Here is a 15,675-nt window from a genome sequence, read left to right as displayed (position 1 = left end):
CCGTCCTCTTGTGCCGTTTCTTTGCCAACAAAGCAAGCCGCCGCAGGGCGCTTCGGCGCCCGGCCTCGCCGTCCCGGGCGCTCGCCGCGCACCGCAGTGGGTCGGGTCCCCAGCGCTTTCGCGGCGATTTTGGGTGCCGGACGCTCCTCGCTGAGCTGCCACGCCAACCCGGACGCTTTGCAAGACCACGATTTGGGAGAAACATGTCGCTGCATCATTTCTTTCTTGAGGGGCAGGTGCTCGCCGAGGAGGCGGAGCCGGTGTTCCCGCTGCGCCTTGCGCCCGACGATGCGCGGCATGCGCGCGTGCTGCGGCTTGCGGCGGGCGAGCACGTGGCGGTGGTGGACGCCGCGCAGGACTACTTCGAGTGCGAGGTGGTGTCGTTCGACGACGCGCTGCCGCAGGTGCGCGTCGCGCGGCATCTGGATGCGCCTGGAGCATCGCCGCAGGTTGTGCTCGTGCAGGGCCTGGCGAAGGGCGACAAGATGGATATGGTCGTCCGTCACGCCACCGAGCTGGGCGTGGCGGCCTTCGTCCCGGCGGCCTGCGAGCGGTCGGTGGTGAGGCTCGACGCACGCAAGGCGGCTGCGCGGGCCGAGCGCTGGCGGTCCGTGGCCAAAAGCGCCGCCATGCAGTCGGGCCGCCGCGATGTGCCCGAGGTGCGCGATCCGCTCCCCCTTTCCGAGGCGTGCGCGCTTCTCTGCGGCGCCACGGCGGTGCTCGTGTGCTGGGAGGAGGCGCCGCAGACGGCGCGCATCGCCGACGCGATCGCTCGCGGCATGGACGCGTGCGCCGTGTCCGACCCCGCCGACGCGCGCATTGCCGTGGTGGTGGGTCCCGAAGGGGGCCTCACGCCTCGCGAGGTGGAGGAGCTGCTCGCGTGCAACCCGCGCGCGTCGCTCGTGTCGCTTGGCCCGTCCATCCTGCGCACCGAGACGGCGGGCATCGTGGCGCCGGCGCTCGTCCTTTACGAGCTGGGCGGCCTGGGGGCGGGGAGGCAAGCGTGAGGTTCGCCGTCGTCAACCTCGGCTGCAAGGTCAACCGCGTTGAGTCGGACGCTGCGGCGGCGCGGCTCTCGGCGGCCGGCTGGTCCGCCGCGCCCGAGGCCGAGGCGGATCTCGTGGTGGTCAACACCTGCACCGTCACAGGCGAGGCCGAGAAGAAGACGCGCAAAGCCGTGCGGCGTGCCCTGCGCGAAAGCCCTGCCGAAACGGTGCTCGTCACCGGATGCGCGGCAGCGCTCGATGCGGCGGCTTTCGAGGCGATGGATCCGCGCGTGCGCGTGGTGGGCAAGGCGGAGCTGGCGGATGCGCTCGACGAGCTTGCCGACGCGCCCTCCGCAAAGCCCGCTTTCGCGCCGCTGCCCACCGGTTCGCAGTTCCGCACGCGCGTGGGCGTCAAGGTGCAGGACGGTTGCGACAACGCGTGCACCTACTGCATCGTGCACGTGGCGCGCGGGCGCGCGACCAGCCGTCCGGCGGACGAGGTGGTGCGCGAATGCGCGGCGCTTGCACGCGAGGGCGTGCGCGAGGTCGTGCTCACGGGCATCAACCTAGGATCGTACCGGCACGACGGCGCCCGCCTTCCCGACCTGCTGGAGCGGCTTCTTAGGGAGACGGACGGCCTCGGCCCGCAGGGCGCGCCGCCATGTCGCTTCCGCATATCGAGCATCGAGCCGTGCGACGTTTCGCAGCGGCTCATGGAGCTTCTGGCTTGCGCCGAGGGGCGCGTCTGCCGCCACCTCCACCTGCCCTTGCAGTCCGGCAGCTCGAAGGTGCTGCGCGAAATGGCGCGCCCCTACGATGCGGCGGCCTATGGCGAACTGGTGCGGCGCCTGCGGCGTCAGGTGCCGGAAATCTCCCTCTCCACCGACATCATCGTAGGCTTTCCGGGCGAAACCGAGGCCGACTTCGCAGAGACGCTCGCCTTGGCGCGCTCGTGCGGCTTTTCCAAAATCCATGTGTTTCCCTACTCGATGCGGGAGGGCACGCCCGCATCCGCGCGCGCCGATCAGGTGCCCGCGTCCGTGAAGGCCGCCCGGGCTGCCAAGCTGCGCGCGCTCGCCGCCGAGCTGCGGTGCGCCGACCGCGCCCGGCGTGCCGGCGCGACCGAGCTTGCCCTGGTGGAGGACGCCGGCCGCGCCACAACCGAAAGCTACCATCAGGTGGATGCTCCGGCCGGCGCCTCTCCGGGGGATCTTGTTCCCCTGCGCCTCTAGCGCCCCTTCGCCACCGCAAGCCTCCCGAACCGCCCCTCGACCCTCTTGGCTACCGCTCTCTTTGACATGTTGCTCATGCCGTTATTTCAGATAGGGGAATTGGCAGGTGCTTTGTCAGACGAATACACGAAGTCGCATACGGAAATACCATGGCCTGCGATCAGGGGATTTCGTAACATCATTGCCCCCTCAGTGCCGCTTCGCCTGCTTGATTCGTTAAGCGACGAAGCCCTGGTGCATACCCTACCGATTCGGTAACGTCGGGGTTGCTCGGAGGGCGACATGGTACAATGTCGCGCATGACAGATCAGACGCAGATTACCCTCACCGTTCCGCGAAGCGTGGATATGGCGCTCGTCGTCGGATCGGGCGACGAGCTGCTCCGCATCGTGGAGGGCGCTTTCCAGGCGCGCATCATCGTGCGAGGGGATTCCATCGTGCTCGAAGGGGACCCCGTGGAGGTGCAGTCGCTCACGGCCCTGTTCTCGGAGCTCATCAAAACGGTGGAGGACGGGGGCGAGCCCGACCCGGGCTACGTGCGCCGCGCCATCGAGCTTCTGCGCTCGGCCGAGTTCAGCCCGCAGGCGCTGCGGGAGGACATCCTGCTCACCTACCGCGGACGGGCCATCCGCCCCAAGACGGCGGGGCAGAAGCGCTACGTGGACGCCATCCGCGACAACACCGTCACCTTCGGCATCGGGCCGGCGGGCACCGGCAAGACCTACCTGGCCATGGCCATGGCCGTGGCCGCACTCAAACGCACGAAGGTGGGCCGCGTCATCCTCACGCGCCCGGTGGTGGAGGCGGGGGAGAGCCTCGGCTTTTTGCCGGGAACGCTCACAGAGAAGGTGGACCCCTACATCCGCCCGCTCTACGACGCGCTGTTCGACATGACCGACATGAAGCGCGCGAGCCAGCTCATCGACAGCGGCGTCATCGAGATAGCCCCGCTCGCGTTCATGCGCGGGCGCACGCTCAACGACAGCTTCATCATCTTGGACGAGGCGCAGAACACCACGCCCGAGCAGATGAAGATGTTCCTCACAAGACTGGGGTTCGGTTCGAAGATGGTGGTGACCGGCGACGTGACGCAGCTCGACCTGCCGCACGGCGTCTCGGGCCTCAAGGGCGTGCAGCGCGTTCTCGGCGGCATCGACGGCATAGCGTTTTGCGAGTTCACCGGCAAGGACGTGGTACGCCACAGCCTGGTGGCGGCCATCGTCGCCGCCTACGACCGGGTGGGCGGGAAGGAATAGCCATGGATATACAGATCAACTACGACTACCGCAAAGACGAGCTTGAGAAGCTGCCGCTGCACGAGCTGACCCTGTTCGTGCTGGCGCGCGAGGGCAGGCCGGACAACACCGAGGTGTCCATCAGCTTCGTCACCGACGAGGCCATAGCCGAGCTCAACGAGCGCTACCGCCGCAAAGAGGGTCCCACCGACGTGCTGTCCTTCGAGTGCGACGGCGCCGAGGACGACCTTTCGGCCATGACGCTTGCGGAAAGCCCCGTCTACGAGCTGGGCGACGTGGTCATAGCGCCCGACGTGGCCGGACGGCAGACGCGCGAGTTCGACACCACCTTCGAGGAGGAGATCAGCCTTCTTCTGGTCCACGGGCTTTTGCACCTGTGCGGCTACGACCATATCGAAGACGATGAGGCCGAGGTCATGGAGGCGCGCGAGGCCGACATCCTCAGGGAGTGGGCGAGGCGCTGATGGGCGAAAGGGGCCGTGTCGTCGCGGCGGAGGAGGAGGGCGGGCCCGTCTCCCCCGGCTTCGTCCGCAACCAGGCGTCGAAGGACCGAAGCGCGCGCTTCACCTTGGCGCACGCCTTCTCGTGCGCATGGAGCGGGGTGGTCGTTTCCGTGCGCACCCAGCGCAACATGAAGATCCATCTGGCGGCGGCGGCCGTTGCCGTTGCGGCGGGCCTCGTTCTGGGGATAGACGCCGTTTCGTGGGCGGTCGTGACGCTGTGCATCGCCGCGGTCGTGTCGGCCGAGTGCCTGAACACGGCGCTGGAGTCGGTGGTTGACCTGGTGTCGCCCGAATACCATGAGCTGGCCGGCCGGGCAAAGGACGCCGCCGCGGGAGCGGTGCTCGTGCTGGCGGCCGCGTCGGTGGCGGTTGCGGCCTTCGTGTTCGTTCCGCGCCTCGCGGCGCTTTTGGCGCCGTGAGCGCCGTCGTTTCCCATCGTGTAGCAAGGAGTGTGGGCATGGACATGCCGAAGCAGTTCAAATCGGGGTTCGTCACGCTGGTGGGGCGCCCCAACGCAGGGAAATCGACCCTGCTCAACGCCATCATGGGCAAGAAGATCGCCATCACGTCGAACACGGCGCAGACCACGCGGCACCGCTTCCGGGCGGTTTACACCCAAGACGACTTCCAGATGATCATCGTGGACACGCCCGGCCTGCACAAGCCCCACGACGCGCTCGGCGAGGAGCTCAACGTCTCGGCGCTCAAGGCGCTCGAGGACGTGGACGTGGTGGCCATGCTCGTGGACTCGTCCAAGCCCATCGGTCGCGGCGACGAGTGGGTGGCCGCCCGCCTCGAGGCGTCGCGCGCCAAGAAGATCTGCGTGCTGTCCAAGACCGACATCGCCACCGCCGAGCAGATCTCTCGCCAGCGCGAGGCCGCCGAGCGCCTGGGGGCGTGGGACGCCATGGTGGCGCTGTCGTCCGAGACGGGCCGCAACGTGGACGCCTTCGTGGAGGAGGTCGTCTACCTTCTGCCCGAGGGTCCGGCGTGGTTCCCCGCCGACATGGAGACCGACCAGCCCATCGAGGTGGTGGTGGCCGAGTTCATCCGCGAGAAGATCCTGCGGACGTTCCGCGACGAGGTGCCGCACGCCATCGGCGTGCAGGTGGAGGAGATGGATTACGACCGCAAGAAGGACCTCCATCGCATCTTCGCGCGCATCTACGTGGAGCGCGACAGTCAGAAGGGCATCATCATCGGCAAGCAGGGCGCGGCCATCAAGCGCGTCGGCATCGAGGCGCGCGCCGACCTCGAGCAGCTTCTGGGCACGCGCGTGTACCTGGACTTGTCGGTCAAGGTGAAAAAGAACTGGCGGCGCGACGCGAGCCAGATCCGCCGGTTCGGCTACGGCGAGGGGGCGTGACGGGGGCGCTGGCAGGCGCCGGCAGCCCCTTTCGCCTCGCAGTTCTGCAGGAATTGTCGTGAACCGCGCGCCCGGCGCGTCTTGCGGTGCCGTCGGGCCCTTTTTCGGCTACAATCCTTTCGTACCGCCATCTGCGAGGAGTAAGCCAGCATGATCTGCCCCCATTGCCACTGCGACAATCGAGACGGAGCCAAGTTCTGCAACGAATGCGGGCGTCCGCTGACCGGGCCGGCCGCCGAGGTCGTGGAGGACGCGTTCGCTTTCGAGGAGCCGGAGGTTTCTGAGGACCGCGCGCTTGACGAGGAGCAGGGCGCGGAGGATCCCGCCGAGGAGGAGGGCTTCGCCGTTGAGCCGGAAGGATCGTCCCGCACGGGCGCGTCCGGTCCGCTCGATCCTGACAGCCTGCCCTCCATCGACGTCGTGGGCGTGAACGTGGCCGAGGACGGCAGCGCCTTCGATCCTGACGACGACGCCGAGGCCCCCGCCGCCCAGGGCGATGTGGATCCGGCGCCCTCCGCCTACGCGCCCCGTCCTGCCGCGGGCTCCGATCCCGACCGCACGGCCGACCTCTCCGGTTTGGACGAGTGCCTGGTCGATTCCAGCTACGTGCCGCCGAAGGCCTCTTGGCGCTCCGGCGACACCATGGAGATGCCGCGGATCGAAGGCGCGTCCGAACCGCGTCAGAAGGACTACCGCGCCCCCGACCCCAACAAGAAGAAGGGCGGGAAGGCCAAGGTCGCCGTCATCGTGATCGCCTGCCTGCTGGTGGCGGCGGGCGCGGCGGCGGCCGCCACGTACCAGATGGAGCTGTGGGGCGGCAAGATGCTGCCCGACGTGGTGGGCATGACCCAGACCGACGCTGCGGCCGTGCTCGAAGAGAAGGGCTTCTCGGTGCGCTCGACCGAGGTCGTCTCCGACGAGCCGGAGGGCGTCGTGCTGCTCATGGACCCCGGCGCCGGCTCCCGTCAGAGCGAGGGGACCGAGGTGGTGGTCCACGTGTCCGTGTCCCGCACCGTTCCCAACGTGGTGGGACGGCAGCGCGACGAGGCGGCCGCCCAGCTTGAGGACGCCGGTTTCGAGAACGTGTCCTTCGCCACGGAGAAGTCCGACGAGCGAGAGGGCACGGTTCTGGCCGTGTCCCCCGAGGCGGGCGCGAAGGCCCAGGCGGCGACGCCTGTCACGCTGACGGTGGCCGTTCCGTACACGGTTCCCGATATCGCTGGGATGAGCTGGAACGACGCCGTGGCGGCCCTGGAGGCGGAGGGGCTGGTGGTCGCAAGCGCCTACGTCTACGACGACAGCGTGGCCGACGGGACGCTGCTCGGCACCAATCCGGCCGCGGGCGAGAAGGTGGCCTCGGGTTCCACCGTGACCATCAACATCTCCCGGGCGCGCGGGGCCGAGCTGGAAGCGGCCGCTTGGACCTACCTGCAAAGCGTCGGCACGCTGACCTTGGGCGGGACCGTCTACGAGGTGCAGTCGGTGGACGGGGTGAGCTACCAGGGCAACGAGACGACGGCCTTCACCATAACGGGCGCGGCCGTGACCACGCTCGACGGCGAGACGGTGCGGACCTCCGCGCGGCAGAAGAACGGCGTCATCGTGTGGGACGCCGCGAACAACATCGTGAGCGTGTCCTAGGGTCCGGCGGTGCCGCAGACGTACGGCGCGCGCGTCATCGTGCTGCGCAAGACCAAGTTGGGCGAGAGCGACCTCGTTCTCACGATGCTGGCCGAGGACGGCTCGCAGCTGCGCGCGGTCGCGAAGGGGGCGCGCAAGCCCGCAAGCTCCTTCGCGTCGCGGTTGGAGCTGTACGCGGTGGCCGACGTCCTGCTGGCCCGGGGGCGCAGCCTCGATGTGGTCAAGGAGGCGCGCCTTGTGGAGGGCAACGAGCGTCTGAGGCTCGACATGGAGCATGCGGCCTGCGCCGCCCCCATGGCCGAGCTGCTCGACCGCGCCACGCACACGGGTCTGGAGAACCCCCGGCTGTTCGCGCTCACGCGAACCGCGCTCGCCGCCCTCGGGCGCGCCCGCCCGCAGGAGGCCCCGGCGATGTGCGCCGCCCACCTGGTCAAGGCTTTGGCGCTTCTGGGGCTTCGCCCGAGTTTTACGCTGTGCGCCCGCTGCGGCGCGGAGGTCGCCCGCCACGACGGCGGCGACGTCCGCGTGTCGTTTCGGGAGGGAGGGGTCCTGTGCGCCGACTGCGCGTCCCTCGTTGAGGCGCGGGTGGTGCCGCAGGGCGCGCTCGCCTGGTGCGAGGCGCTGTTGGGATCGACGTTCTCCCAGATAGAGGACTTGAAACCCGATTTGTCGGCATCGTTTTCGGTGTTGCGTTTTTGCCAGGAGTGGACGAAGGAGCATGTTGGTTTCAACCTGAAGTCCCTGAACTTCCTGTTCACTTGCGGCTTGTTTTGAACCATGAAGAGAAAGGAAGCCATGTACGCGTACAAGACGCACGGGACCTGCTCCCGCCAGATCAACATCGAGCTTGACGGCGAGGCGGTGGCGCACGTCGATTTCGTGGGCGGCTGCGACGGCAACCTCAAGGCTGTGTCGAAGCTGGTCGAGGGCATGACGGTGGACGAGGTGGCGGCTCTTCTGGAGGGCAACACCTGCGGGAAAAGGCCCACGTCGTGCGCCGACCAGCTGGTCAAAGGGCTGCGCGAGGCTCGCGAGGCCGCGCGGTGACGACTCGTCACGCCGCGTCGTAGGCCCAGATGGCGCGCGCCTGGCCCAAGACGACGTCGAAATCCCACGTCTGCGCGCTCCGTTCAGGGCTGTTGGGATCGCGCACCATAAGCCGGCCGTTGCGATCTATGCCGCACAGCACGATGAAATGACCGGTGGAGGTGAAGTCTCCGGGGCCCATGCTGCAGATGACGGGCGAGCCTCCCGCGATGGCGCGCCGCACGCTCTCCTCGTCGGCGGGAACCTCGCGGGCGATAAGCCCGCAGGAGGCCGCCCCTTCGGTCATGAAGGCCCAGGCGGTTCCGTCGGGGGTGGCGCAGCCCATCTGCTCGGACAGGGCGGCCATGTCCGCCGGGCTTCTGTCGTCGCGCCCTGTGAGCGCTATGTAGACCATCGACAAGCACGTGGGCCCGCACCCCGACTCGCCGAAATCGGCGCCCGCGTAGCGCACGGAGGCCCAGGCGGGGTCGCCTTGGTAGAGCGAGGGGACCTCGCCGGCCCTCCATTCGTCGCGCGGGGTGCTAAGCGGCGCTTCCGAGCCGCCCGCCTCCTGCGCGCCGGCCGAAAGCGCGCCCAAGGCCGATGCGGTGCACCAGGCGAGCGTCCCCAGGGCGCATACGAGGACGGCCGCCACAACGACATGCGCTGCCGAAAAGGTGCGCGGCGCGAACAGGGGCCGCCTTCTCGGCGGACGCCTGGCGTGGGCACGTCTGACGGCGGGAGTGCGCGGCGCGGAGCCGAACGAGTTGGTGTAGGACATGGGGATCTCCTTTCTTCGCCCCTCCATTGTCCTTGCCGCCGGCCCCCCTGTCCCGGAAGAACGGTCAACCGATTGCTTAAGCTTCCCTGAAGCCCCCGCACCCCCGCCGCCGTGTTCAACGGGCGCGCTCTTCGCTCAACTGCCGCGTCTGGCGCGGCGCACCCCTCGCTCAACCGTCGTGCCTGGCGGCGCACCCGCTCCGCAGCCGCTGCCCAGCGCGGCGCGTGGTTGCGCCGCCCAGCGGCCGCCCCGGCGGCGGGCTCTTAAGTTTCCCTTAATTCTGCCCGCCGCGCCCGAACTTCTCGCCGCCTGTGGATACAATGGGCGCGTCGGTTTCGGGCGGATCGCATCGGGCGGTCCGCGGAAGGGAAGGAGCGCCGGTGGGGGAGAGGAAGCGCGTCGCGGTGTGCGACGACGATCAGGCCATCGCCGATCTGGTCGGGCAGCTGCTCGCGGAGGCCGGGCTTGAGGCGCGCGCCTTCTACGGCGCCTCCGACTTGCTGGCAGCCCTTGGCCGAGAGCCGTTCGATCTTGTGATCCTGGACGTCATGATGCCGGTCATGGACGGTTTCTCCTGCTGCCGGGAGATCCGCCGCGCAAGCTCGGTGCCCGTCATCTTCCTGACGGCGAAGGACGAGGAAGTGGACAAGGTGGTGGGCTTTGAGCTGGGGGCCGACGACTACGTGGTGAAGCCCTTCAAGCCCCGCGAGCTGGTGGCGCGCGTCCGCGCCCGCATCAGGCGCGCCGAAGGCGGAGACGGGGCCGAAGGGGCGCTCGAGGCGTGCGGCATCGTGCTGGACGAAGCCGGCCACGAGGTCTCGCTGCACGGTGAGGCGCTCTCGCTCACCCCCAAGGAGTTCTCCATCCTCGCCTGCCTCATGAGGTCGAAGGGCAGGCCGGTGGCCTCGCGCGATTTGTTCGAGGAGGTGTGGGGCGAGGAGGCGAACGTCCAGAGCAACAACACGGTGATGGTGCACATCCGCCATCTGCGCAAGAAGCTGGCCGCTGTGGACTCGTCCCAGGAGTTCGTCGAGACGGTGTGGGGCGTGGGCTACCGGTTGGGATGACGCGACGGGCGGCCGGGCCGCCGAAGGAGGAGAGGCAATGGATCAGATCGCGTTCGCGCAGGCGCGCAAGGATCAGACCCGCAGGCTTTCGAACAGCGTGCTGTGGCGCACCGTGGCGGGCATCGTTGCGTTCGCCGTCGTTTACCTGTTCTCGTTCTCCCTGTTCATGGCAACGCTTGGAAACCCCGTGTCGAACGCCGTGTTCAACCTCGTGGGACAGAGCTACTGGCTGCATTCGACCATCGAGAACCTGTTTTTGGCGCTTGTCGCGGCGGGATTCGTGGGAGGCATCGTGCTCGTGGTGCGCTCGGGCATCAACCGGGCGCTGCGCTACTTCGACCTTTTGCTCGACTCGGCGGGCGATGTGCTCGCAAAGCGCGAAGGCCCTGTCTCGCTGCCGGTGGAGCTTGCGCCCACGGCCGCCGCGCTGAGCGCCATCAAGGAGGAGCGCGAGCGCGCCGACCGCGCCGCGCAAGCGGCCGAGGGGCGCAAAAACGAGCTGGTGGCCTACCTGGCCCACGACGTCAAGACCCCGCTCACCTCCATGATCGGCTACCTGACGCTGCTCGAGGAGTCGCCCGACCTGCCCGAGCGGACGCGGGCGCGCTACACGGGCGTCGCGCTGGAGAAGGCGTACCGCCTGGAGGGGCTGCTCGACGAGTTCTTCGAGATCACGCGCTACAACCTGCACGCCATCCCCATCGAGCGCTCGCGGTTCGACGCCGCGCTGTTCTGCGGGCAGGTGATCGACGAGCTCTTCCCGCTCGCCGAGGCGCGGAACCTGCGCCTTGTCTACGAGGGGCCGCAGGAGCTTTCCGTGTTCGCGGATGCGGGCAAGGTGGCCCGCGTGCTCAACAACGTCATGAAGAACGCGGTGGCCTACGCCGATCCGGGCACCGACGTCTCGGTGCGCACCTCGATCGCCACCGGGGCGGACGGCTTCGCATGGTGGGAGCTTACCGTCACCGATCGCGGACGCGAGCTGGCCCCGCAGCACCTCGAGCGCATCTTCGAGCGCTTCTACCGGGTTGACGAGGCCCGCGGCGGGCAGGCCGGCGGGGCGGGGCTGGGGCTGGCCATCGCCCGTGAGATAGCGCGCGCCCACGGCGGGGACATCTACGCCGCCAGCAACGCGGGAATCACCTCGTTCACCGTTTGGATTCCCCAGGGTCCCTCCCGGGCCGCGTAGGGGGCGTCCGCCTCCAAGCCCTCGCCTTGCTTGCTCCGTCTCCTTGCGTTTCCCCTCTCGCTTCGCCTCCCGTCGCATGCGGGCGCGCCTTTGTGGGCAAGCTGTGGCGCGCATCGCGCGTCGCTTGCCGGGGATGGCCGCTTCGCCTACAATGGGCAGGCTGCGAAACCGCAGGCACTTCCCGCTTGGTTTCCATGCGTCCACCGCATGGCCACCCAGAGGGGAGCATGAGAAGCGCCGGCGCCTGACGCCGCGCACGAGGGCGGGGCCAAGGCGCCCTGCGGGAAAGGTGGAGAAGCATGGCTGACAAGCTTAGCATCAGCAAGGAGCGCACGGCCGAGCTCATCAAGGAGTTTGGCAAGGGCGAGGCCGATTCCGGCAGCCCCGAGGTGCAGGTTGCCATCCTTTCGGAGCGCATCCGCAACCTGACCGAGCATCTGAAGGTCCACAAGAAGGACAACCACACGCGCCGCGGGCTCATGATGCTCATCGGCAAGCGCCGCGGCCTTCTGAAGTACATCAAGAACCGCGACATCGAAGAGTACCGCGCGCTCATCAAGAAGCTGGGCATCCGAGACAACATCTAGCCAGCCAAACGAAAGCCCGCCCCGGCGGGCTTTCGCATAGCGGTCGGAGGCGCAAGGGCGCGTCCGCTCGCGGCGGCGGGGGAACGGTGAGTACCCCGTCAGCCGAAGAAGCTTGTCCGCACTAGGGCGGCAAGGCGAAGAGAAAGAACAAGGCATCATGGAGAAAATCGTCGAATCCTTCGAACTGTACGGGAAGCAGTACCGTTTGGAGACGGGCGAACTGGCCAAGCAGGCCACCGGCGCCGTCCTCGTCACGCAGGGCGACACCACGGTGCTCGTGACGGCCGTCATCTCGAAGCAGGAGAAGGACTACGACTTCTTCCCCCTCACGGTGGATTTCATCGAGAAGATGTACGCCGTGGGCCGCATCCCCGGCGGCTACCTCAAGCGCGAGGCGCGCCCCTCCGACAAGGGCACGCTCACGGCGCGCATGGTGGACCGTCCCATCCGCCCCGGCTTCGCGGACGGCTTCAAGCGCGAGGTCCACATCGTGTGCACGACGCTCGTGGTGGACAGCGTGAACCCGCCCGACACCGTGTGCGTGATGGGCGCCTCCGCCGCCCTCATGCTGGGCGCGGCCCCGTTCGACGGCCCGGCCGCCTGCGTGCGCATCGGCCGCGACGTGGAGACGGGCGAGTTCATCGTGAACCCGACGTTCGAGGAGTCCGAGCGCTCCGATTTGGAGCTGACCATCGCCGGCACCGCCGACTACATCTCCATGGTGGAGGCCGGCGCCAACGAGATCAGCGAGGAGGACATGCTGGCCGCCATGACGTTCGGCCAGGAGGCCATCGCGGCGTTCTGCGAGGTCCAGCAGCGCTTCCTCGACCGCTGCGCCATCGAGCCGGTGGAGTGGCCGGTGCATGTGGCCGATCCTTCCATCGCCGAGCGCGTCGCCCCTCACCTGGACGAGATGTCCGCCGCCCTGCGCGATGCCGACAAGCTCTCCCGCATGGCCAAGGTGGAGGCGCTCAAGGAGCGCGTGGCGTCCGAGGACTTCTCGGAGGAGGAGCGCGACGCGTGGGGCTCCGACATCGCCGCCGAGCTCAAGAAGCTTGAGAAACGCGCCATGCGCGCCATGGTCATTGAGACGGGCGAGCGCGCCGACGGCCGCGCGCCCGAGGAGATCCGCCCGCTGCACATCGTGCCGGGCTACCTGCCCCGCGTCCACGGCTCGGGCCTGTTCCAACGCGGCCAGACGCAGGTGCTCTCGGTGTGCACGCTCGGCATGCTGAGCGAGTGGCAGCGCCTTGACACCATCGACCCCGCCGAGGGCAAGCGCTACATGCACCAGTACAACTTCCCGCCGTACTGCACGGGCGAGACCGGCCGCATGGGCGCGCCGAAGCGCCGCGAGATCGGCCACGGGGCCCTCGCGGAGCGCGCGCTTTTACCGGTGCTTCCGGGCGAGGACGAGTTCCCCTACGCCATCCGCGTGGTCAGCGAGGTGCTGGAGTCCAACGGCTCGTCGTCCATGGCTTCCACCTGCGGCTCGACGCTCGCCCTCATGGACGCCGGCGTGCCCATCTCCTCTCCCGTGTCCGGCATAGCCATGGGCCTTATCAAGGAGGGCGACGACGTGGTCATCCTCTCCGACATCCAGGGCATCGAGGACTTCCTCGGCGACATGGACTTCAAGGTGTGCGGCACGGAGAAGGGCATCACGGCCCTGCAGATGGACAACAAGGCCCGCGGCCTGTCCGTCGACATCCTGGCCCGCGCGCTCAGGCAGGCCCGCGAGGGCCGCGCCCACATCCTGGACGCCATGCTGCAGACCATCGACGCGCCGCGTCCCGAGCTTTCGCAGTTCGCGCCGCGTATCGAGACCATCGTCATCCCCGTGGACAAGATCCGCGACGTCATCGGCAGCGGCGGCAAGGTGGTGCGCGGCATCCAGGAGGAGACGGGCGCCCACATCGACATCCAGGAGGACGGCACCATCCACATCGCCGCGGTGGAGGGTCCGGCCGGGGAGGCCGCCAAGGCCATGATCCTGTCCATCGTCAAGGAGCCCGAGGCCGGCGAGATCTACGACGGCGAGGTCGTGGGCATCAAGGACTTCGGCGCGTTCGTGAAGCTGACCGCCGCCAAGGACGGCCTGCTGCACATCTCGCGCGTGGCGAACGGGCGCGTGGGCAAGGTGGAGGACGTCTTGTCCTTGGGCGACGTGGTGAAGGTGAAGGTGCTCGAAGTGGATCCCGCGACGGGCAAGATCTCGCTTGACCGCTTGGACAAGCCCGAGGCCCCGGCCGGCGGCGATGACGCGGGGCGCGCAGAGCGCAAGATGCGCGAGGACCGCGGCGAGCGCGACAACCGCCCGGGCCGCAGCGGGCGCGGAGGACGCACGCCGCGCCGCCGCCACGAGGCCCAGTAGGCGCGCGGAGGGAAGGCGGACGGTCATGATACGGGTTGCTGTCGCAGGATGCGCCGGGCGCATGGGGGGCACGGTCGTCGGGGCGGTGGAGGCCGCTTCTGACATGGAGGTCGCGTGCGGGGTGGATCCGCACGCGGGCGGGGGCGTTTCCTTCCCCGTGTTCCGCTCGGTGCGCGAGGCGCTCGACGGCGCCGATTTCGACGTGCTGGTGGACTTCACGCAGCCCGACGTCGTGGAGGGAAACCTGCGCGAGGCGCTGCCTGAGGGCGTGGACTGCGTGGTGGGCACCACGGGACTTTCGACCGGGGCGCTCGAGGAGCTGGCGAGCCTGGCCCCGGCGGGAACCTGCCTGTTCTACGCGCCCAACTTCACGACGGGCGCCGTGCTCATGATGGAGTTCGCCAAGGCGGCGGCCCCCTACTTCCCCGAGGCGGAGGTCCTGGAGTTCCATCACTGCAACAAGAAGGACGCGCCCTCCGGCACGGCGGTGCGCACGGCCCAGCTCATCTCCGAGGCGCGCGGCGGCCGGGCGAGCGAGGCCCCGGGCCGCGAGACCGAGGTCGCCGGCGCCGAGGGCGCGCGCGGAGCACTTGTGGAGGGGGTTCCCGTGCACTCCGTTCGCTCGATGGGCTACGTGGCCAGCCAGGAGGTGGTGTTCGGGTCGTTCGGCCAGACGCTTTCGGTCCGCCACGACTCGTGGGATCGCGCCTCCTACATGCCGGGCGTCCTTCTGGGCATCCGCAGCGTAGGCGAGCGCGAGGGCCTCGTTGTAGGTTTGGAGAACTTCATGAAGTGACGTGCGCACACGTGGCATAATGAACGTTCGACAAGAGGAGAAGGCAGGCGCGGGCGATGCCTCCCGCGCCGCAAGACGGTGAGGAGCAGTCATGTCGCAGCCCCGTTTCGGCCGCATGATCCCGGCCATGGTGACGCCTTTCGACGAGGAGCTGGAGCTTGACCTCGACAAGGTGCGGGCGCTTGCCGTGCGCCTGGTCGAAGGCGGCAGCGACTCGCTTATCGTCAACGGCACGACCGGGGAAAGCCCCACGGTGTTCTACCCGCAGAAGATGCAGCTGTTCCGCACCGTGGTCGAAGCTGTGGACGGGCGGGTGCCCATCATCGCCAACGTGGGCGACAACTGCACGGCCGACACGGTGAGCTTCGCCCGGGAGGTCTCGCAGCTTGGCGTGGACGGGCTTATGTGCGTGGTTCCCTACTACAACAAGCCGCCGCAGGAGGGCCTCTACCGCCATTTCGCCACCATCGCCGATGCGGTGGAGCTGCCCATCATCCTGTACAACATTCCGGGGCGCTGCGTGGTGAACATGGAGGCGGAAACCACGCTGCGTTTGGCCAGGGAGTTTTCCAACATCGTGGCCGTGAAGGAGGCGTCGGGCAAGATGGACCAGGTCAAGGCCATCGTGGACGGCGCGCCGGAGGGCTTTTGCGTGTACTCGGGGGACGACTCGGCCACCTTGGACGTCATGAGGCGGGGCGGGGTCGGCGTCATATCCACCATCGGCAACGTCGCGCCGGCGCGCATGAAGGAGATCGTGGATTTGGCGGCTGCGGACAGGCAGGAGGCCGCCGAGGCGGCCCACGAGCGCCTCATGCCGCTTATTACCTGGTTGTTCTAGAAATCGAACCCCATCCTGGTCAAGGAGGAC

The 15,675-nt window shown here is 68.5% G+C and carries 16 protein-coding genes; 15 read left to right on the top strand and 1 reads right to left on the bottom strand.

Features of this window, described 5'->3' with window-relative positions; genetic code table 11:
• Positions 1-203 precede the first annotated feature (203 nt).
• The 9 genes from ACWKY3_RS06710 (at position 204) to ACWKY3_RS06670 (ending at position 8,031) form a co-directional block, all read left to right on the top strand.
• A complete protein-coding gene (locus ACWKY3_RS06710) occupies positions 204-1,007 on the top strand; it encodes an RsmE family RNA methyltransferase (RefSeq protein WP_449315655.1) in 804 nt (267 codons plus the stop codon).
• Positions 1,004-2,218 (top strand): tRNA (N(6)-L-threonylcarbamoyladenosine(37)-C(2))-methylthiotransferase MtaB, encoded by a 1,215-nt coding sequence (mtaB, locus tag ACWKY3_RS06705; RefSeq protein ID WP_449315654.1) that lies wholly within the window; start codon positions 1,004-1,006, stop codon positions 2,216-2,218. Before ACWKY3_RS06710 ends, mtaB begins: the two co-directional genes overlap by 4 nt.
• A gap of 299 nt (positions 2,219-2,517) precedes the next feature.
• Entirely contained in the window at positions 2,518-3,474 is a 957-nt protein-coding gene (locus tag ACWKY3_RS06700; RefSeq protein WP_449315653.1) for a PhoH family protein, read from the top strand.
• A 2-nt stretch (positions 3,475-3,476) separates the two neighbouring features.
• Entirely contained in the window at positions 3,477-3,938 is a 462-nt protein-coding gene (gene ybeY, locus ACWKY3_RS06695; protein WP_449315652.1) for an rRNA maturation RNase YbeY, read from the top strand.
• On the top strand, positions 3,938-4,396 hold the full coding sequence (locus tag ACWKY3_RS06690; RefSeq protein ID WP_449315651.1) for a diacylglycerol kinase family protein: 459 nt from the start codon (positions 3,938-3,940) through the stop codon (positions 4,394-4,396). Before ybeY ends, ACWKY3_RS06690 begins: the two co-directional genes overlap by 1 nt.
• Before the next feature lie 44 nt (positions 4,397-4,440).
• Positions 4,441-5,343 carry a GTPase Era gene (gene era, locus ACWKY3_RS06685; RefSeq protein WP_449315656.1) on the top strand — a complete coding sequence of 301 codons (903 nt, stop codon included), beginning with the start codon at positions 4,441-4,443 and terminating at the stop codon, positions 5,341-5,343.
• Positions 5,344-5,493: 150 nt separating this feature from the next.
• Positions 5,494-6,984: a PASTA domain-containing protein gene (locus tag ACWKY3_RS06680; RefSeq protein ID WP_449315650.1), complete on the top strand. Its 1,491-nt coding sequence runs from the start codon at positions 5,494-5,496 to the stop codon at positions 6,982-6,984.
• A 9-nt stretch (positions 6,985-6,993) separates the two neighbouring features.
• The gene (recO, locus tag ACWKY3_RS06675) at positions 6,994-7,758 is read left to right on the top strand and encodes a DNA repair protein RecO (RefSeq protein WP_449315649.1); all 765 of its coding nucleotides are present in this window, start codon (positions 6,994-6,996) and stop codon (positions 7,756-7,758) included.
• Between the two features lie 21 nt (positions 7,759-7,779).
• A complete protein-coding gene (locus tag ACWKY3_RS06670) occupies positions 7,780-8,031 on the top strand; it encodes a TIGR03905 family TSCPD domain-containing protein (RefSeq protein ID WP_449315648.1) in 252 nt (83 codons plus the stop codon).
• Between the two features lie 7 nt (positions 8,032-8,038).
• Here ACWKY3_RS06670 and ACWKY3_RS06665 read toward each other — a convergent pair whose 3' ends face one another.
• Positions 8,039-8,791, bottom strand: coding sequence for a C39 family peptidase (locus ACWKY3_RS06665; RefSeq protein WP_449315647.1), 753 nt, complete (start codon positions 8,789-8,791; stop codon positions 8,039-8,041).
• Between the two features lie 380 nt (positions 8,792-9,171).
• Here ACWKY3_RS06665 and ACWKY3_RS06660 point away from each other — a divergent pair, with 380 nt between their 5' ends.
• The 6 genes from ACWKY3_RS06660 to dapA all read left to right on the top strand — a co-directional run bounded on the left by ACWKY3_RS06660 (position 9,172) and on the right by dapA (position 15,645).
• On the top strand, positions 9,172-9,858 hold the full coding sequence (locus ACWKY3_RS06660) for a response regulator transcription factor (protein WP_449315646.1): 687 nt from the start codon (positions 9,172-9,174) through the stop codon (positions 9,856-9,858).
• Positions 9,859-9,895: 37 nt separating this feature from the next.
• Positions 9,896-11,047, top strand: a complete 1,152-nt coding sequence (locus ACWKY3_RS06655) for a sensor histidine kinase (protein ID WP_449315645.1) — start codon at positions 9,896-9,898, stop codon at positions 11,045-11,047.
• 299 nt (positions 11,048-11,346) lie between these two features.
• The gene (gene rpsO, locus ACWKY3_RS06650) at positions 11,347-11,634 is read left to right on the top strand and encodes a 30S ribosomal protein S15 (protein WP_449315644.1); all 288 of its coding nucleotides are present in this window, start codon (positions 11,347-11,349) and stop codon (positions 11,632-11,634) included.
• Between the two features lie 157 nt (positions 11,635-11,791).
• Positions 11,792-14,008, top strand: a complete 2,217-nt coding sequence (pnp, locus tag ACWKY3_RS06645; protein WP_449315643.1) for a polyribonucleotide nucleotidyltransferase — start codon at positions 11,792-11,794, stop codon at positions 14,006-14,008.
• A gap of 25 nt (positions 14,009-14,033) precedes the next feature.
• Positions 14,034-14,804 (top strand): 4-hydroxy-tetrahydrodipicolinate reductase, encoded by a 771-nt coding sequence (gene dapB / locus ACWKY3_RS06640; protein WP_449315642.1) that lies wholly within the window; start codon positions 14,034-14,036, stop codon positions 14,802-14,804.
• A gap of 91 nt (positions 14,805-14,895) precedes the next feature.
• The gene (gene dapA, locus ACWKY3_RS06635) at positions 14,896-15,645 is read left to right on the top strand and encodes a 4-hydroxy-tetrahydrodipicolinate synthase (protein ID WP_449315641.1); all 750 of its coding nucleotides are present in this window, start codon (positions 14,896-14,898) and stop codon (positions 15,643-15,645) included.
• Positions 15,646-15,675: the final 30 nt, after the last annotated feature.

Source organism: Rubneribacter sp. (assembly GCF_965361815.1).
The sequence above is the reverse complement of the archived record's forward strand: the minus strand, read 5'-3'. Positions and strand labels throughout refer to the sequence as shown.